Below are 16,965 nucleotides of genomic sequence, written 5' to 3' on the forward strand. Positions count from 1 at the left end.
GCTTTGGTCCTGCAAAACGGGTCAGCCGGTCTGACTCTTGTCTACCGCGTGCGCAAGTCCGGCAGCGCCGGCCTCATTCCGCCGTCACTCTTTCCCCGCCCGCAAATCCTCGAACGTCACATTGCCGATCGGGTAATCGGCCCAGGCGCCATAATCGAAATGCCACCATTCCTCGGGATAGACGGTGAAGCCGTTCGCCTCCATCGCCGCGCGCAGCACCTCGCGCAACCAGCGCTGGTGATCGGTGCCTCCGACATAATTCGAATAAGAGCGCGCCGACATTTCGTCGTAGCGGCCGGTCGCCACGATCGGCTTGCCGGTGGCGAGATAGTACATCGTCAGATCGACTGCCGCACCGCGATTGTGGCGTGATCCCCGCGACGGATCGGCGACGAACATATGATGTTCGGGCGGGGTCGCATCCCAGAACATCTTGGTCACATACCAGGGGCGATAGGCGTTGTGGATCAGCAGGCCGTAGCCGCGGGCATGGAGCTGCTGGCTGGCCCGCGCGACCGCCTCCGCCGCCGGCCGGCGCATGAAGGCGCCTACGCTGGAATAGACCGGCAGGCCCAGGAAATTGCTGTGATCGGCGTAACGTATCTCAAGTTTGATCGAGGGATCGAGCGACGTCAGCGCGACGAGCGGCGGCGCGGCCGGCTTCGTCGTCTCCACCGGCGGCTGCGCGGCGAGCGCCGCCGCCGGGAGCGCGCCGACATCGCCATTGAGGCCCCGGCGGATCGAGTCCTGCGACTCCTGGCCGAAATCGCGGCGCGGCCAGCTTATCCCGTTGAGCGTCGCAGCGATCGGTACGCCGCTGGCGCCACGCACGAAATGGAGCGTCTCGCGCGGGTAGAGACCGCGGTCGTTCGGGAAGGCATAGGTGTCGGCGTCGATCCTGTGCAGCGGACGCCAGTCGGTCCACTCGATCCGGACATAAGGCTGGCCGTCGCGCTCGTAGATGCGCAGGATGTTGTGCGGCCAGCCATAATCACCGATCAGGGCGGCGAAGGCGGGCTCCGGATCGAACGGTTCGGGCTGAACGGCGCGAACGTAGCGCTTGCCGTCGAGCTCGACCCAGCTCGCATCGGGGGCGAAGGACAAGGCATCGTCGATCAGTTGCGCATCCTCGATCCGATAGGCGCCGCCGCTTTTGCGGATCATGCCTGCGCTTTCGGGGCCATCGATTGCGAGCTGGCCTTGATAGATGCGAACGCCGACGCTTTGATGCCCATCGCTATACCAGCCGGACAGGCGCCTGGCCTCGTCGCCGGTCACGGCTTCGCTGGTGGAGAAAACGGGCAAAGGCTTGCCGGTGCGTTCGGCGAGGAAAGCCTGCAACGCATAGCGCACCAATTTGTCCGAACTGGCGCCGCTATCGACCGTGCTGAACACGATCGCGCCGATGCCCGCCTCCGGCATCAACCGCAACTCGGTCGAAAAACCATAAATGCCACCCGAATGGCCGACCACGCGCTGGCCATCGATATTGGTGACGATGAAGCCGAGCCCGAAGGTGCGCGAGCCGTTTTGAACGGCATATTGCGGACGCCACATCTCGTCGAGCGATGTCGGTTTGATCAACCCGCCGCCATGGTTGAGCATGGCAACCGCAAAACGGCCGAGATCGCCGGTTGTCGTGTAGAGACTGCCAGCCGCCGGCATGCCAAGATCGAACAATGGCGCTGGTGTGCGGGCGCTATCGAACGACGCCATCTCGCTATAAGCGATCTTGTCCCGCAGCGGGGCCAGCGTCATGCTGCTGGCATTCATGCCGAGTGGCGAGAGCACCAGATCGTGGACCGCCTGTTCATATGGCTTCCCCGTCATGGTCGCGAGCACCTGACCGACCACCGCGATTCCCGCATTCGAATATTTGGTGAGCGCTCCCGGCGCGGCGACAAGCGTCGTCTCGTTGAGGCTGGCGACGGTATCGGCCTGCCCCTTCGGCGCCATATCGAAATAATGGCCGCGCGGCGGTTCGCGTACCAACCCGCTGCGGTGCGTCATCAATTGACGCAACGTGATGACGCCACCGAACGGATTGCGGGGGCGGAAGCCCGGCAGATATGTCGTCACCGGCTTGTCGAGATCGATCTTGCCCTGTTCCACCAGCCGCATGATCGCGACGTCGGTGAACAGCTTCGACACCGATCCGGCACGATAGACCGAAGCGGTCGTCGCCGGCACCTTTCCCTCGGCGTCGGCGTGGCCCCACGCTTGCGACCAAACCACACCATTTCGATCGACGAGAGCGATCGCGATCGAGGGAACCGCTTTCGTCTCGATCTCCCATCGTGCGGCGGCGGCGATCCGGTCGGCGGCGGCTTCCAGCAAGGCATGAGCGGGCCAAGCCACCGCCGCGAGGATCACCAACAGAGCGTGGAATGAATTGCGCATGCGCCATCGAACCCCAATCCGGACCGAATTGCCAGACACGAACTATGATCCCGACAGAAATTTTCTGATCAGGATCATTTTCTCTTGACGTAGACCATCTCAGCCGGAACATTCTCGGTCTCAAGCGCTATCGGAGACGGGGGCATGGGTTCGAAATCGATCCGCACGATCGCGGCGACCGCTTTGGCGGCCCTGCTCCTGCCCACCGGCGTATCCGCGCAGGCGACATTCGACGAGGCCTTTGCCAGCATTCGCGATCGGCCCGAATTCGTCCATTCCTTCTTTGGGGTCGAGATCTATTCGATCGACCGCAAGAAAGTGCTTTACGCTTATAATGGCGACAAACTGTTCCAGACCGGATCGACTGCCAAGGCGCTGACCGAAGGTACCTCGCTTGAACTACTAGGCCCCGATTTCCGCTTCCATACGCCGGTCTATCGCACCGGGCCGGTCGTAAACGGTGTGCTCAAGGGCAATATCTTGCTGGTCGGCAGCGGCGATCCCAATCTTTCCAACCGGCTGCAGCCGGACGGCACGCTCGCTTTCGCCGATGAGGATCACAGCTATGGCGGGTTTGAATCGCGGCTGTTGCCGGGCGATCCGGCCCTACCGCTGGCGAAACTGGCCGAGCAGATCGCCGGAGCGGGGATCAAACGGATCGAGGGTCATATCCTGATCGACATCAGCCTGTTCGACGAAGGCGGGCGCGAAATGGGCACCGGGGTGGTGCGATCGCCAGTGGTGGTGAACGACAATGTCGTCGATCTGGTCGTCTCGCCCGGCGCCGAAAATGGCCCAGCGATCCTCAAGCCAAGTCTGGCCATACCTTATCTGCGCTTCGTCAACCTGGTGACAACCGGCGGCAAAGGCAGCGATACCGCTTTCAGCCGCCGCGAAACATCGCTGCCCGACGGCACGATCGAGATCACGCTGAGCGGCCATATCCCAAGCGACAAGGGCAGCTACGTCTATCCCTATCCGGTCGCGAGCCCGTCGCGCTTTGCTGCCGCCCTGTTCGCCGCGCGACTGGCGGATCATGGCGTGAGCGTCGTCGTCCCAGGCGGACCGAAGCCGGCGGGCGATGCGTTCAAGTCGAGCTACGCACCGACCAACAAGCTCGCCGAATGGGTGTCCGCACCCTTGCGCGAGGATGTGAAGGTCACGCTCCAGACCAGTCAAAACCTCCATGCCTCGACGATGCCGTTTGTCTGGGGCGGCATTCTCGCACCCGGCGCGGGGCCCGCCGATTATCGCGGCTTCGCGCTGGAGCGCGCGATGCTGAAGAAAGCGGGCGTCGATGCATCCGGCATCGTGCAGGCCAATGGTGAAGGCAGCGCCCTCTTCTCTCCCGACTTCATCGCACGCTTCCTCGCTTTTATGGCGGGGCGACCGACCTACCAGCTCTATCACGATTCGCTGCCCGTGCTCGGCCGGCGCGGCACGCTCAAGGACATCTTGCCGGACAGCCCGGCAGCCGGCCACGTCTTCGCCAAGACCGGCACCCATATGGGGATCAATCCGCTCGCCGACGGCCTGATCGTCAACGCCAAGGCGCTGGCGGGTTACACGACCACGCCATCGGGCGAGAATGTCGCGATCGCGATCTATCTCAACAATGTCCCGATCGACGCCAGCACGAGCGATCCCGACGCTGCGCGCGAAGCGATTGCGCGCGTGACCGGGGATACGCTGGGCCGCATCGCCGCCGCAGCGCATCTGTTACCGATCACGGCGAAATAGCCCAGCCAGGATGCAACCCGCTTTCTGTCCAAACTTTGCATCGCGAACATCGCCGGCTTCGACGACGGAACACAAAAATGTCCAGAGGTGAAACCAACCGTCGGCTGAGCTAGCAGTTCGCCCATGCTCCACGTCGTCCACCATCCCGGCTACACGACGCCTCTCCCGCCGGCCGGTAGTTTCCCGCACGACAAATATATGCTGGTCATGCAGGCGCTTGAGGAACGCGGTGTCGCCATGTCCACGCATCTGCCGCAGGCGATGCCGCGATCGTGGCTCGAGGCGGTCCATGATCCAACTTACGTCGACGAGGTGCTGCGTTGCGCGGTGCCGGCCGAGAAGGAGCGACGGATCGGCTTCGCGGTCACCGCGCGCGTATCGCATCGTTCGCAGCTCTCGCCGGGCGGCACCTGGCTCGCAGCGTGCCTGGCATTGCGTCACGGCTATGCCGCCAACAGCGCCGGCGGCAGCCACCATGCCCTGTGGGACACCGGCGCGGGCTATTGCGTGTTCAACGACCTTGCGATCGCGGCGCATCGCCTGCTTGCCGAAGCGCGCGTGACGCGGATCCTGATCCTCGATCTCGATGTCCATCAGGGTGACGGCACCGCGGCGCTGACCGCTGGGCATGGCGACATCTTCACCCTGTCGATCCATGCCGAGAAGAACTTTCCGATGCACAAGGCACGATCGAATCTCGATGTGGCTTTACCCGATGGTAGCGGCGACGCGGATTACGAGCAGGCGCTCGAAGACTGCCTGCCGCGCGTGCTCGATGATTTCAGGCCGGACCTCATCCTGTTTCAGGCCGGAGTCGATGCCCATATCGACGATCGCCTCGGCCGGCTGGCTCTATCCGATTCCGGGCTGGAAGGACGCGATCGCTTCGTTGCGAGGCAGGCGCTGGAGCGCGGCATCCCGATCGCGAGCGCGCTGGGGGGCGGCTACGGCAAGGATCGCATGGCGGTGGCACGCCGTCACGCGCAGACGATGGTTACGCTCGCTGCCGAATTTGGACGCCGGGGCGGTTAACCTGCCACCACGATCGGATGATCGAGCCGCAGCGTGTCCATCAGCCGCTCGATCCGGGCCACCTGGCGGACATCGCCCGACGGCGCGATCGACCAGTTGCAATGGGAATGCGTCGCCAGATCGTGCAGCCGGATCGGCCCGACCGCACTGCGCCAGCTACGCGGGCTGCCGCCCGACGTTCGCACCAACGTCCGCACGATCAGATCCTGGAGTTCGCTCACGGTCATGCGTTTGCTCCCTCGTCTCCGGCGCGATCGGCCATATCCATGAAATCGCGCGCGGCGTTGCGGTCTTCCTCGGTCTTGAAGGCAACATCCAGATCGGGCGAGACGCCCAGCATATACATCAACGACCACAAGGCGAACCGTCGGCCGCGATCCTTCTCGAGGCCGAACCGGAGCCGCAATTGCTCGATCCCGGAGCCCATCTGATCAGCGGAAAGCGTGGCGAGATCGGCGGTACCGAAGAAGCGCGTGAGAAGATGGTCGAGGTCCATGGATGGGTCATAGCCGAAGGCCGAGCGCCCCCCTACCCCCCTCGGTTTCGCGGTGCGAGAGTTATGACTATATAGCGGTCACCCCAATCCATCCGGACCCTGCCTTGACCGATCCCAGCCCGGCCGTTCGCATCGCGGCGCTCTACAAATTCGCGCCGTTCGACGAATGCGAAGCCAAGCGTGCCGCGCTTGCGCGTCTGTGCTGCGCGCTGCACGTGAAAGGCACCCTCCTCATCGCGCATGAAGGCATCAACGGCACGATCGCGGGCTCGCCCGCCGCGATCGACGAGGTGCTCGCGCATATCCGGTCGCTCCCCGCTTGCGCCGATCTCGACGTGAAGCTTTCGGCGGCGGATACCCTGCCGTTCCACCGCATGAAGGTCCGCATCAAGCGTGAGATCGTCACGATGGGGCAGCCCGACATCGATCCGCTCGCCGATGCCGGCCATTATGTCGCTCCAGAGGACTGGAACGCGCTAATTTCGCGACCCGACACGATTCTGATCGATACACGCAACGATTATGAGGTCGCGGTCGGCAGCTTTGCAGGCGCGATCGATCCGCAGACGAAGACCTTCCGCGATTTCCCGGCGTGGTTCCGCGCGCAGCGGGCGAGTTTGCTGGGCGACGGCCCTCCACCCAAAGTCGCGATGTTCTGCACCGGCGGGATACGTTGCGAGAAGGCCACCGCTTTCCTGAAGGCGGAAGGGCTGGACGAGGTCTATCATCTGAAGGGCGGCATCCTCAAATATCTGGAGACGGTCGCGGCCGACGAGAGCCTGTGGCAGGGCGAATGCTTCGTGTTCGATCAGCGTGTCGCGGTGACCCACGATCTGACCCCGGGATCGAGCTTGCTGTGCCACGCCTGTCGTCGGCCTGTCAGCGAGGATGACCTCGCCTCTCCGCTTTATGCGCCCGGGGTAAGTTGCCCCGCATGCTACCCCGAGCGAACCGACGAGCAGCGAGCGGGTTATGCCGAGCGCCATCGCCAGAGCCTGCTGGCCGCAGCCCGGGGCGAACAGCATATCGGGGCCATGCCACCGCCGCGCGATGGCTGATCTGCCGATCCTGTACAGCTTTCGCCGCTGCCCTTATGCCATACGCGCCCGGCTGGCGCTGCTGACGAGCGGCACGCCCTGCGAGATTCGCGAGGTGAAACTTTCGGACAAGCCCCCCCAATTGCTGGCGGCATCGCCGAAGGCCACTGTACCCGTGCTGGTGTTGCCCGACGGCACGGTGATCGATCAGAGCCTGGACATCATGCACTGGGCGCTCGGACGCAACGATCCGGATGGCTGGCTCGATCGCGTCGATGACGCGCTGATCGCCCGGAACGACGCCGTCTTCAAACATCATCTCGATCGATACAAATATCCCGGACGCTACCCGGCCGACGGAATCGACCATCGCGCCGCCGGTTTCGCTTTGCTGGCGCCGATCGAGCAGCGCCTCGCCATGACTGCCAATCTGTGCGGCGATGCACCCGGGCTGACCGATGCCGCGCTGCTGCCCTTCATCCGCCAGTTTGCCGCTACGGACCGGAACTGGTTCGATGCGCAGCCGCTGCCGCAACTGCAAGCGTGGCTGTCCGGCCATCTCGTCTCGCCTCTGTTCGAGGCCGCCATGGTCCGGTTGGTACCTTGGAAACCGTCAGATGCAGTGACGATCCTGCCAGGCTTCAGGTAAGCCGCCAGATCGTGCAGAGCATGCCGACGATCACGGCCGGAGCCAGTGCCGCGATCAGTCGGCTGCGCGGCACGGTCGCTCCCGCCCCGTAATCGGCGATCACGAACCCGGCTGCTATCGCGGTACCGGTAATAGTCCATAGATTGTAGCGCAGCTCGGACGACACGCTGAAGGGCAGGTAGCCGAGCCCGTAGAACAGGGTCGACATCGCCATCGGGATAGTCAGCCAGGCCGACGGCATGCTCCAGCCGATCGCCAGCAAGCCGCCCGCCAGTGCCATCCAGAAAATCGGCCAGCCGAGCGGGCTATGGATCGATCCCTCGGCACCCTTGGTGATCGCAGTCAAAGCGGCATTGGGCGTGACGTCGAAATGCCACTCATTTTCGGTCGGCCGTTCGGGCACCGGCCCCTGAACTTCATCGTGGACGAGGAAACGCGAATTGATGTTGAAGTGACCCAGGCGATGCTCCGCATAAGCGATCGGGTGCGCCACTATCGCCCGAACGAGCGTCGGATAGGGTTTGGCTCCCGTCTGATCCATGACCTCATCGATCCGCTTGAACGTGATCGGGCAGGGCTCGGGCGCCCAGGTGGAGTAATAGTCCCACTTGTCGGGGTGGTAGCAGGCCGCATTGACGCCAACGATGTTCGGCACGCCGATCGGCGGGAACATGTCGATGCCGGTATGTTTGGTGATCCCCGCCATATCGAAGATCACGAGCGACAATTCGACATCGCTCTTGTCGGCGCCGATCAGGCGGTTGGCAACCGGCATAGCGGCGACGAGCACTGCAAGCGAAACGATCGCGGCGCCAACCATCCGTAGCGGCGTACGCCGGAATGCGGCGGGCAGGAATGCGACCACCAGTGGCAAAGTCGCCAGGAAGGCGTTGAAACGCAGCATGCCGGCGAAGACCAGCAGCGCGATGCCGGTGATGCGCACGCCCCAGCCGCGTTCGGGCCCGCTCCAGATGAACAGGCCGGTTGCGGTCAGCAAGGCGCCCTGCATCAGGCAATCCTTGAGTACCGATCCCATCAGCGCGAGCGGGAACGGCATCAAGGCGACGGCGACCGTGACGATCGCCGCCTTGTTCCACCCCCGTCGCACCGCGCCGGCGACGATCAGCGCGTAGCCCAGCCAGTAAAGCCCGAGTTGCAGAAGATACATCGACGCCGGGCCGGGCTTGATGGCGATGAATTGTCGCCAGATCCACGCCATGATTGGCGGATGCCAGTCGTCGAACACGCCCTCGGTCGCCTGCCCATATTGGTTGATGGCGTCCCATGTCATCAGTCCGGGCCAGTAGGCCACGCCCTGCACGATCGCAGCGATGATCAGAATGATTGCGAGCACGATGATCGTGCGGCGTTGGGATGCGGCGAAAATCAGCGACGGTCTCGGCATTGCGCCGAACCTAGTCGGGTCGCCGCGATAGACAAGGCGCGATGACATCGACCGGCAGCGCGCCGGCCGATGTCACGACAGAGTGTCAGGCGTCCGCGCGGTGCGGCAATTTCCAGCCGGGCCGGACGAAGTGGCAGGTATAGCCGTTGGGGATGCGCTCCAGATAATCCTGGTGCTCGGGTTCGGCTTCCCAGAAATCGCCGACCGGGGTAACCTCGGTCACGACCTTGCCCGGCCACAAGCCCGAGGCATCGACATCGGCGATCACATCCTCGGCCACCGCCTTCTGCTCGGGGCTGGTGTAGAAGATGGCCGAGCGATAGCTGGTGCCACGATCATTGCCCTGCCGGTTGAGCGTGGTCGGATCGTGGATCTGGAAGAAGAATTCCAGGATCGCACGGAAGCTGGTGACCGCGGGATCGAAGATGATCTCGATCGCCTCGGCGTGGCTCCCGTGGTTGCGATAGGTCGCGTTCGGGACGTCGCCGCCCGAATAGCCGACGCGGGTACTGATCACGCCCGGCAGCTTGCGGACCAGATCCTGCACGCCCCAGAAGCATCCCCCCGCCAGAACGGCGCGTTCGGTACTCATGCTAAGTCCTCCACTTGATCGAGATAGGCACCATAACCCTGCGCCTCCATGTCGTCGCGATGGACGAAGCGCAGCGAGGCGGAGTTGATGCAGTAGCGCAAGCCGCCGCGATCGGGTGGCCCGTCATCGAATACATGCCCGAGATGGCTGTCGCCATTGGCCGAACGGACCTCGGTACGGACCATGCCGTGCGAGACGTCGCGGAGCTCGGCGACATTGGCCGGCTCGATCGGCTTGGTGAAGCTCGGCCAGCCACAGCCAGACTCATATTTGTCCGATGACGCGAACAGCGGCTCGCCCGAGACGATATCGACGTAGATTCCCGGCTCCTTGTTATAGAGCAAGGGCCCGGTACCCGGCCGCTCGGTGCCGCTCTGCTGCGTCACGCGATATTGTTCGGGGGTGAGAGCCGCGACGGCTTCGGCGGTCTTCCGGTAATTTGCCATAAAACCCTCCATTTCCCCGCCTAGATGGTGAGCGGAAGGCGGCTTGTCGAGCCACCGCCCTGATCAAGCCTTGTGGCGACGCCGCAACAGCTTTCGCGACAGGCGGACGCCGATGGCCATGGTTCCACCGATCAAGACCGCGCCGAGCAGCACCCAGATCGCCCAATGGGTGCTATCGAGTAACGGATCGATCGCCTTACCGAAGACATAGCCGATCACGGCCATCAACGGCCCCCAGATGGCCGCAGCCACCATGTTGATCAACACGAAGCGTTTGGCCGGGATGGCGGAGGCACCGATCGCGATCGGACTGACTGTGCGCAGCCCGTAGATGAATCGGAAACTGAAGATGAAGCGGGTCGGATGGCGTTCGAGAATGCCCAGCACGCGCGCAAAGGCTGGCTTGGCGGCGATCGACCTGACCCAGCGGTAATCCCGAAAGTAGCGGCCGGCGAGAAACCAGAGCTGATCGATCACGCACGATCCCACCGCTGCCGCGACCGCGACACCCCACAAGGGCAGCAGCCCGCGATGCGCCAATATGCCGCCGGTAATGACGACCGCTTCGCCCTCGATCCCGGCGCCGCCAAGGATCGCCCACAGGCCATAGCGCGCGATGAGTGCTTCAAGCGCCAAGTGTTTCAAATCTTTCAGACGAGGGAGGGACCGGACGCATACGCCCCCGCAAGCGTCCCGAACGCCTTTTAAGCCTACCTCCCGCCTCGTGACCAGCGTCGCCCCAAAACCTTGCGCTTTCCCCCGCCCCTGCCCTAACGCCGCGCATTCGCAAAATCAGAGGATGCCATGCGCGCGTTCATATTTCCGGGTCAGGGCAGCCAGGCTGTCGGCATGGGTACCGAGCTTGTCCAGGCGAGTGCCATTGCGCGCGCCGTATTCGAGGAGGTCGACGAGGCGCTCGGCCAGCATCTCTCGCGGATCATGGCCGAAGGCCCGGCCGACGATCTGACCCTGACCGAGAATGCCCAGCCGGCGATCATGGCCAATGCCATCGCGGTGCTGCGCGTGCTGGAGCAGGAGGGCGGCCTCAAGTTGGTCGATAAAGCCGATTTCGTCGCCGGCCACAGCTTGGGGGAATATTCGGCGTTGTGCGGCGCGCAGGCGTTCGATCTCGCCACCACCGCACGGTTGCTCAAGCTGCGCGGCCGGGCGATGCAGGCGGCCGTGCCGGTCGGTTTGGGCGCGATGGCGGCCTTGCTCGGCACCGATTTCGATCAGGCCAAGGCGATCTGCGCCGAGGCGGCGCAGGGCGAGGTGTGCGAGGCGGCCAACGACAATGGCGGCGGGCAGGTCGTGATCTCGGGCCACAAGGATGCTGTCGAACGCGCGATGGCGCTTTCGAAGGCGCAGGGCGTCAAGCGCGCCGTCCTCCTCCCCGTTTCGGCCCCCTTCCATTGCGCGCTGATGCAACCGGCCGCTGACGCCATGGCCGACGCGCTGGGAAAGGCTACGGTCCGCTCGCCGCTCCTGCCGGTCTACGCCAACGTCACCGCGGCACCGGCCGCCGATCCCGATACGATCCGCGAGCTGCTGGTGCGGCAGGTCACCGGCACGGTGCGCTGGCGCGAAAGCGTCGCGGCGATGTGGGCCGCAGGTGTGACCGAATATGTCGAATTCGGCGCGAAGGTGCTTGGCCCGATGGTCAAACGCATCGCCCCCGATGCGACGGTGACCAGCGTGATCTCGATGGCCGATATCGAGGCGTTGGCGGCTAGCCTGTAAACATCGCTCCTGCAAAGGCAGGGGCCAGTGTCTCTCACGACGAGAGACGGCGCGAATGAACAGAGAGATAGGCCCCTGCCTTCGCAGGGGCGACGGAGGAGCAGATGTTCGACCTTACAGGCATGACCGCATTGGTAACCGGCGCCTCGGGCGGGATCGGTTCGGCGATCGCGAAGGCTTTGACGGCGCAAGGTGCGACGGTGGCGCTATCCGGCACGCGTGCCGAGGCGTTGACCGCGCTGGCGCACGAAATCGGCGGCGGCTCGGTGCCCGTGCCGTGCAATCTCGGCGATACCGCCGCGGTCGAGGCGTTGATCCCGGCCGCGACGGAGGCGCTGGGCGGCAAGCTCGATATCCTCGTCAACAATGCCGGCGTCACCCGCGATAACCTCACCATGCGGATGAAGGACGAGGAATGGGCGCAGGTGATCGGGGTGAATCTGGAGGCAGCCTTCCGCCTGATCCGCGCCGCGTCGCGCCCGATGATGAAGGCGCGCTTCGGACGGATTGTCTCCATCACGTCCGTCGTGGGCTGGACCGGCAACCCGGGCCAGGCCAATTACGCCGCGTCCAAGGGCGGGCTGACCGCGATGAGCAAGGCGCTGGCGCAGGAATTCGCCAGCCGCAACATCACCGTCAACTGCGTCGCGCCCGGTTTCATCGCGTCGGCGATGACCGACGCGCTCAACGACGCCCAGAAATCCGCCATATTGGGCCGGATCCCTGCCGGTACGTTGGGTACGGGGGATGACGTGGCCGCTGCGGTCGCCTATCTGGCCAGCCGCGAGGCAGGTTATGTCACCGGGCAGACGATTCACGTCAACGGCGGCATGGCTATGCTGTGATCGGGCTCCCCCTTGCGGGAGCGTGGCCACAGGGCTAGGGCAGCGACCAAACAGACTAGGGAAGACAAACAAATGAGCGACACCCCCGATCGCGTGAAGAAGATTGTGGTCGAGCATCTGGGCGTCGAGCCCGAGAAGGTGACCGAAGAAGCGAGCTTCACCGATGATCTCGGCGCAGACAGCCTCGACATCGTCGAACTGGTGATGGCTTTCGAGGAAGAATTCGGCGTCGAAATCCCCGACGATGCGGCTGAGAAGATCAGCACCGTCAAGGATGCGATCGCCTATATCGACACGCACAAGGGCTGATAGCCCGCCAGCAATGGCGTCAACGGCTTCCCGGCGCAGATGCGCTGGGGAGCCGTTTCGATTTTTGGACGTAAGTTTTACGAAGCGTCACCCCGTAGGCGGGGTAGGAGATGCCGCCCCCGGGTCGGCCGACGCGATAACAAGAAGGATGATTCCATGCGCCGCGTGGTCGTGACCGGAATGGGGCTCGTGACGCCGGTGGGTGCCGACGTCGAGACCGCCTGGGCCAATATCAAGGCCGGGAAGTCGGGCGCGGGGCGCATTACGCGCTTCGATCCGAGCGATCAGGTCTGCACGATCGCGTGCGAGGTCAAGCCGGCGGATCATCCGTGGGGCTTCGATCCCGGCAAGCGCGTCGACCACAAGGTTCAGCGCCAGGTCGATCCGTTCATCATCTTCGGTATCGATGCCGCCGGCCAGGCACTGGAAGATGCCGGCATCGGCGAACTCTCCTATGAAGAATCGACCCGCATCGGCTGCGTCATCGGTTCGGGCATCGGCGGCCTCCCCGGCATCGCGAGCGAATCGCTGGTGTGCGAGAATAAGGGGCCCCGCCGCGTATCGCCGCATTTCGTCCACGGCCGGCTGATCAACCTGATCTCGGGCCAGGTCTCGATCAAATATGGTCTGCGTGGTCCCAACCATGCGGTCGTTACGGCTTGCTCGACCGGCGCGCACGCGATCGGCGATGCGGCGCGGATCATTGCCGCCGACGATGCCGACATCATGCTGGCCGGCGGTGCCGAAGGTGCGATCTGTCCGCTGGGTATTGCCGGATTCGCGCAGGCGCGTGCTCTCTCGACTGGCTTCAACGACACGCCCGAAAAGGCCAGCCGCCCGTATGATCAGGCGCGCGACGGCTTCGTCATGGGCGAAGGCGCGGGTATCGTCTGCCTCGAAGAATATGAGCATGCCAAAGCGCGCGGCGCCAAGATCTATGCCGAAGTGATCGGCTATGGTCTGTCGGGCGATGCCTATCACGTCACGGCCCCGCATCCCGAGGGTGACGGCGCGTTCCGTTCGATGCAGATGGCGCTGCGCAAGGCGGGGCTCGAGCCCAAGGATATCGATTATATCAATGCCCATGGGACCTCGACCCCTCTCGGCGACGAACTGGAGCTAGGCGCGGTCCGCCGCCTGTTCGGCGATGCGATGGAGACGGTGTCGATGTCGTCGACCAAATCGATGATCGGGCATCTGCTCGGCGGTGCCGGTGCGGTCGAATCGATCTTCTGCATCCTCGCGATGCGGGACCAGATCGTGCCACCGACGATCAATCTCGATAATCCGTCGGAAAGCTGCGAGGGGGTCGATCTCGTCCCCAACGTCGCGAAGGAGCGGCGGGTGAAGGCGGTGCTCAACAACAGCTTCGGCTTCGGCGGCACCAATGCCAGCCTGGTGATGCGGGCGATCTGATGCCCATAAGTCGTCTTGGCGGAGGCGCCGGCTTCCGCTGGGACGAAGACCCGATTAAGCTGGACTGATGGCGAAACGTCGATCCTCTGCGCGTGGCGGGCTGGGATGCCTGCTGCTGATTGTGATCATCGTCGGCGGCGCGATGTGGCTTTCGGTTTATCGCAACTGGCGCGGGCCGGGGCCGGCGACGCACCACACGACGGTCGTCATTCCCCCGGGCGCGACGCTCGCCGCCGCCGCGCGCGATCTCGAACACGCCGGGGCGGTGCGATCGACCACCGGCTTCCTTCGCTTCGCCCGATATTTCGGATCGGGCGCGCCGATTAGGGCGGGCGAATATGAGGTGGCGCCGCATATGAGCGCCAAGGACATCCTCGCGCTGATCCAGAGCGGCAAGACCGTCCAGCGCATGATCACTATCCCTGAAGGCATGCCCTCGATCGAAGTGTTCGATCGACTGGCATCGGAGAAATTGCTGACCGGCAAGCTCCCGATGCCGCCCGAGGGATCGGTGCTGCCCGGCACCTACAGCTTCCAGCGCGGCGAGCCCCGGCGCGCGGTGCTGAAGCGCATGCAGGATGCGATGACGCAAACGCTCAACCACCTGTGGATGACGCGCAAGGCGAACACGGTCGTCAATTCAAAGCAGGAAGCGCTCACTCTGGCATCGATCGTCGAGAAGGAAACCGGCGTTCCTGAAGAGCGTCCGATGGTGGCGGGCGTCTATTCGAACCGGCTGCGCACCGGTATGCGCCTGCAGGCCGATCCGACAATCATCTATCCGATGACCAAGGGTAAGCCACTCGGCCGCCGCATCAAATTGTCCGAAGTGCGCGCCAAAAACGATTACAACACCTACGCGATGACCGGGCTGCCCGTCGGCCCGATCACCAATCCGGGCAAGGCCTCGATCGCGGCGGTGCTGGCCCCGGCGCAGACGGACGCAGTCTATTTCGTAGCCGACGGCAAAGGCGGCCACGTGTTCTCGACCAATCTGCAGGACCACAACGCCAACGTGCAGAGATATTATAATCTGCGGAAGGCCGAGGGCACGCGCTGACCCGCAGATCTGCCCCCCGGAATTGGGGGAAGTATTTGCGCTAAAGCCGCAACCCTGCGGTCTCGGGCAAGCCAGCCATCAGGTTGAGGCTCTGCACCGCCGCACCCGCGGCGCCCTTGCCGAGATTATCCAGGGCTGCCGCCAGCCGCGCCTGCTGATTGGCCACGTCCGCAAAGACGAACAGATCGAGCCGATCGGTATCGGCCAGTCGCTCGATCGCCAGGGTGCCCTCGTCATAGCCGCTCACGACGCGCACAATCGGAGATTCTTCATAAGCCGCCGCCAGCGCATCGCTCAGCGCAGCCGCCGTCGGCGCGCTCGGAAGCGCCGCGAGGTGAAGCGGGACCTCGACAATCATGCCGCTGAACAGATTGGCGACCGCCGGGGCGAAGAGCGGGGCGATCGCCAGGCCGCAACGCTCGCGCATTTCGGGGACGTGCTTGTGGTTGAGCCTGAGCCCGTAAGTGCGCCATGCGGGTGGAACGCCCTCGCCGGATTCGAACTCCGCGATCATGCTCTTGCCGCCGCCCGAATAGCCCGAGACGGCGTTGCAGGTCAGCGGCCAATCGGCCGGAATCAGTCCGGCCTTCACCAAGGGCGCAACCAAAGCGATGAAGCCGGTCGAATAGCAACCGGGGTTGCTGACACGCATCGCCTCCGCAACCGCCGCCCGCCCCGAAACCTCGGGAAAGCCGTAGATCCAGCCCGGCGCGATGCGATGCGCAGTCGAGGCGTCGATCACGCGGGTGTGTGGATTGTCTATCAGCGCCACCGCCTCGCGTGCGGCATCGTCGGGCAGGCACAGGATCACGATATCGGCGGCGTTGAGCGCGTCGCGGCGCGCGATCGCATCCTTGCGCTTCTCCTCGGGCAGGGTCAGTTGGACGAATTCGCTCCGCCCGGCCAGCCGCTCGCCGATCTGCAATCCAGTGGTGCCGACTGCACCGTCGATGAAAATTGTGGTCACCCGATCCTCCGCCGCGCGGAAATAGGGCTTGCGTGGGTGGGCGCAAGCCGCGCGACAACATCGGCGAGCGGCTCGACCGTCACCGCCATCCAGAATGCGTTGGCGTGGATGAGCCGTTCGGCATCGACCATCAACCCGACGTGACCGGGAAAGAAGACCAGATCACCGCGCACGAGCGCTTCGTCATCGGCCAGCGCGCGACCAAGACCGTCACGCTGCTGATCGCTATCGCGCGGCGCTTCGATGCCCGCGAGACCAAGCGCGCGCTGGACGAGGCCAGAGCAATCGATTCCGTCAGCCCCACGACCGCCCCAGAGATAAGGCATGCCGATCAGCCGCTCGGCCACTACGACCGGATCAGGCTCGACCGCGTCGATCACCTGCAAATGGCGGCGATGGATGAAGCCCGTGTCGGTGCGGACAAAATCCCCGTTCAGCTGCCCATAGACCTGCGCGCCGATCGCCAGCCGCCCGATCAAGGGCGCCTTAATGTCCGCATCAGCGAACACCAAGGCCAGCGGCGCGATCACCTTATGATCGGGTGCCGCGACCGGGCCGAGCGCGCTCGCCGGAACATAGCCGACATAATCGTCATGCAGGCACCGCCCCCACGCCCAGCCCGCCGCGATATCCAGCACGGCGAATCTTTCACCATGAACCAATTGCGAAATGCCGCGCGCATCCGTCGAAGGCCCGGCGCGGAGCATCACCGAATCGACGATGCAGCTGCTTGTTTCGGCACGGGCATAATGCGGCGCAAAGATCGCGCCTGCCAACGTCACATCGGCTATATCGCGGCGAAAGGCGTTAATCCGCGGATCGAGCCGCCGC

Annotated in this window: 18 protein-coding genes; 9 read left to right on the forward strand and 9 right to left on the reverse strand. The window is 64.2% G+C overall.

Going from position 1 to position 16,965, the window contains the following annotated elements:
* Nucleotides 1-84: 84 nt before the first annotated feature.
* Complete coding sequence (locus tag AB4Z44_RS10290; protein ID WP_404713942.1) at nt 85-2,400, reverse strand: serine hydrolase; 2,316 nt, start codon at nt 2,398-2,400, stop codon at nt 85-87.
* Nucleotides 2,401-2,544: 144 nt separating this feature from the next.
* Between AB4Z44_RS10290 and dacB the strand changes: the two genes are divergently transcribed.
* Entirely contained in the window at nt 2,545-4,140 is a 1,596-nt protein-coding gene (gene dacB / locus AB4Z44_RS10295; RefSeq protein WP_404713943.1) for a D-alanyl-D-alanine carboxypeptidase/D-alanyl-D-alanine-endopeptidase, read from the forward strand.
* Nucleotides 4,141-4,263: 123 nt separating this feature from the next.
* Nucleotides 4,264-5,172, forward strand: coding sequence for a histone deacetylase (locus AB4Z44_RS10300; RefSeq protein ID WP_404713944.1), 909 nt, complete (start codon nt 4,264-4,266; stop codon nt 5,170-5,172).
* On the opposite strand, the gene AB4Z44_RS10305 is transcribed toward AB4Z44_RS10300, so the two are convergent.
* On the reverse strand, nt 5,169-5,399 hold the full coding sequence (locus AB4Z44_RS10305; RefSeq protein WP_404713945.1) for a hypothetical protein: 231 nt from the start codon (nt 5,397-5,399) through the stop codon (nt 5,169-5,171). The two genes, AB4Z44_RS10300 and AB4Z44_RS10305, sit on opposite strands and share 4 nt — an antisense overlap.
* Complete coding sequence (locus AB4Z44_RS10310; RefSeq protein ID WP_404713946.1) at nt 5,396-5,668, reverse strand: hypothetical protein; 273 nt, start codon at nt 5,666-5,668, stop codon at nt 5,396-5,398. The genes AB4Z44_RS10305 and AB4Z44_RS10310 overlap by 4 nt, the downstream gene beginning before the upstream one ends.
* Before the next feature lie 104 nt (nt 5,669-5,772).
* On the opposite strand from AB4Z44_RS10310, the gene AB4Z44_RS10315 reads away from it, so the two are divergent.
* Complete coding sequence (locus tag AB4Z44_RS10315; RefSeq protein ID WP_404713947.1) at nt 5,773-6,726, forward strand: rhodanese-related sulfurtransferase; 954 nt, start codon at nt 5,773-5,775, stop codon at nt 6,724-6,726.
* The gene (locus tag AB4Z44_RS10320) at nt 6,719-7,354 is read left to right on the forward strand and encodes a glutathione S-transferase (protein ID WP_404713948.1); all 636 of its coding nucleotides are present in this window, start codon (nt 6,719-6,721) and stop codon (nt 7,352-7,354) included. Before AB4Z44_RS10315 ends, AB4Z44_RS10320 begins: the two co-directional genes overlap by 8 nt.
* Here the strand turns inward: AB4Z44_RS10320 and AB4Z44_RS10325 are convergent.
* From AB4Z44_RS10325 to AB4Z44_RS10340, 4 genes are all read right to left on the reverse strand, one after another.
* Complete coding sequence (locus AB4Z44_RS10325) at nt 7,347-8,759, reverse strand: hypothetical protein (RefSeq protein WP_404713949.1); 1,413 nt, start codon at nt 8,757-8,759, stop codon at nt 7,347-7,349. The genes AB4Z44_RS10320 and AB4Z44_RS10325 overlap by 8 nt on opposite strands.
* An 85-nt stretch (nt 8,760-8,844) precedes the next feature.
* Nucleotides 8,845-9,351 carry a peptide-methionine (S)-S-oxide reductase MsrA gene (gene msrA, locus AB4Z44_RS10330; protein WP_404713950.1) on the reverse strand — a complete coding sequence of 169 codons (507 nt, stop codon included), beginning with the start codon at nt 9,349-9,351 and terminating at the stop codon, nt 8,845-8,847.
* Entirely contained in the window at nt 9,348-9,797 is a 450-nt protein-coding gene (gene msrB / locus AB4Z44_RS10335) for a peptide-methionine (R)-S-oxide reductase MsrB (protein ID WP_404713951.1), read from the reverse strand. The genes msrA and msrB overlap by 4 nt, the downstream gene beginning before the upstream one ends.
* Before the next feature lie 63 nt (nt 9,798-9,860).
* Nucleotides 9,861-10,433: a DedA family protein gene (locus AB4Z44_RS10340; RefSeq protein WP_404713952.1), complete on the reverse strand. Its 573-nt coding sequence runs from the start codon at nt 10,431-10,433 to the stop codon at nt 9,861-9,863.
* A 168-nt stretch (nt 10,434-10,601) separates the two neighbouring features.
* Here AB4Z44_RS10340 and fabD point away from each other — a divergent pair, with 168 nt between their 5' ends.
* The 5 genes from fabD to mltG all read left to right on the forward strand — a co-directional run bounded on the left by fabD (nt 10,602) and on the right by mltG (nt 15,167).
* Nucleotides 10,602-11,537, forward strand: a complete 936-nt coding sequence (gene fabD / locus AB4Z44_RS10345) for an ACP S-malonyltransferase (RefSeq protein ID WP_404713953.1) — start codon at nt 10,602-10,604, stop codon at nt 11,535-11,537.
* Between the two features lie 104 nt (nt 11,538-11,641).
* Entirely contained in the window at nt 11,642-12,382 is a 741-nt protein-coding gene (fabG, locus tag AB4Z44_RS10350; protein ID WP_404713954.1) for a 3-oxoacyl-[acyl-carrier-protein] reductase, read from the forward strand.
* Between the two features lie 72 nt (nt 12,383-12,454).
* The gene (locus AB4Z44_RS10355; RefSeq protein WP_404713955.1) at nt 12,455-12,691 is read left to right on the forward strand and encodes an acyl carrier protein; all 237 of its coding nucleotides are present in this window, start codon (nt 12,455-12,457) and stop codon (nt 12,689-12,691) included.
* Between the two features lie 156 nt (nt 12,692-12,847).
* A complete protein-coding gene (gene fabF, locus AB4Z44_RS10360) occupies nt 12,848-14,107 on the forward strand; it encodes a beta-ketoacyl-ACP synthase II (protein WP_404713956.1) in 1,260 nt (419 codons plus the stop codon).
* A 67-nt stretch (nt 14,108-14,174) separates the two neighbouring features.
* Nucleotides 14,175-15,167, forward strand: a complete 993-nt coding sequence (mltG, locus tag AB4Z44_RS10365) for an endolytic transglycosylase MltG (protein WP_404713957.1) — start codon at nt 14,175-14,177, stop codon at nt 15,165-15,167.
* A gap of 40 nt (nt 15,168-15,207) precedes the next feature.
* Here mltG and argC read toward each other — a convergent pair whose 3' ends face one another.
* Together argC and AB4Z44_RS10375 are read right to left on the reverse strand one after the other, a co-directional pair.
* Nucleotides 15,208-16,134, reverse strand: a complete 927-nt coding sequence (gene argC, locus AB4Z44_RS10370) for an N-acetyl-gamma-glutamyl-phosphate reductase (RefSeq protein ID WP_404713958.1) — start codon at nt 16,132-16,134, stop codon at nt 15,208-15,210.
* A complete protein-coding gene (locus AB4Z44_RS10375) occupies nt 16,131-16,841 on the reverse strand; it encodes a C40 family peptidase (RefSeq protein WP_404714207.1) in 711 nt (236 codons plus the stop codon). The genes argC and AB4Z44_RS10375 overlap by 4 nt, the downstream gene beginning before the upstream one ends.
* Nucleotides 16,842-16,965 lie beyond the last annotated feature (124 nt).

This window comes from Sphingomonas sp. MMS24-J13, from assembly GCF_044905095.1.
Classification (GTDB): Bacteria; Pseudomonadota; Alphaproteobacteria; order Sphingomonadales; family Sphingomonadaceae; genus Sphingomonas_I.

Bases quoted from the DNA above. Each gene is read 5' to 3' on its own strand.
- AB4Z44_RS10320 (WP_404713948.1), top strand. From the start codon at position 6,719: ATGGCTGATCTGCCGATCCTGTACAGCTTTCGCCGCTGCCCTTATGCC.
- AB4Z44_RS10290 (WP_404713942.1), bottom strand. From the start codon at position 2,400: ATGCGCAATTCATTCCACGCTCTGTTGGTGATCCTCGCGGCGGTGGCT.
- AB4Z44_RS10355 (WP_404713955.1), top strand. From the start codon at position 12,455: ATGAGCGACACCCCCGATCGCGTGAAGAAGATTGTGGTCGAGCATCTG.
- AB4Z44_RS10310 (WP_404713946.1), bottom strand. From the start codon at position 5,668: ATGGACCTCGACCATCTTCTCACGCGCTTCTTCGGTACCGCCGATCTC.
- dacB (WP_404713943.1), top strand. From the start codon at position 2,545: ATGGGTTCGAAATCGATCCGCACGATCGCGGCGACCGCTTTGGCGGCC.
- fabD (WP_404713953.1), top strand. From the start codon at position 10,602: ATGCGCGCGTTCATATTTCCGGGTCAGGGCAGCCAGGCTGTCGGCATG.
- mltG (WP_404713957.1), top strand. From the start codon at position 14,175: ATGGCGAAACGTCGATCCTCTGCGCGTGGCGGGCTGGGATGCCTGCTG.
- AB4Z44_RS10325 (WP_404713949.1), bottom strand. From the start codon at position 8,759: ATGCCGAGACCGTCGCTGATTTTCGCCGCATCCCAACGCCGCACGATC.
- AB4Z44_RS10300 (WP_404713944.1), top strand. From the start codon at position 4,264: ATGCTCCACGTCGTCCACCATCCCGGCTACACGACGCCTCTCCCGCCG.
- fabF (WP_404713956.1), top strand. From the start codon at position 12,848: ATGCGCCGCGTGGTCGTGACCGGAATGGGGCTCGTGACGCCGGTGGGT.
- AB4Z44_RS10375 (WP_404714207.1), bottom strand. From the start codon at position 16,841: ATGCTCCGCGCCGGGCCTTCGACGGATGCGCGCGGCATTTCGCAATTG.
- msrA (WP_404713950.1), bottom strand. From the start codon at position 9,351: ATGAGTACCGAACGCGCCGTTCTGGCGGGGGGATGCTTCTGGGGCGTG.
- msrB (WP_404713951.1), bottom strand. From the start codon at position 9,797: ATGGCAAATTACCGGAAGACCGCCGAAGCCGTCGCGGCTCTCACCCCC.
- fabG (WP_404713954.1), top strand. From the start codon at position 11,642: ATGTTCGACCTTACAGGCATGACCGCATTGGTAACCGGCGCCTCGGGC.
- AB4Z44_RS10305 (WP_404713945.1), bottom strand. From the start codon at position 5,399: ATGACCGTGAGCGAACTCCAGGATCTGATCGTGCGGACGTTGGTGCGA.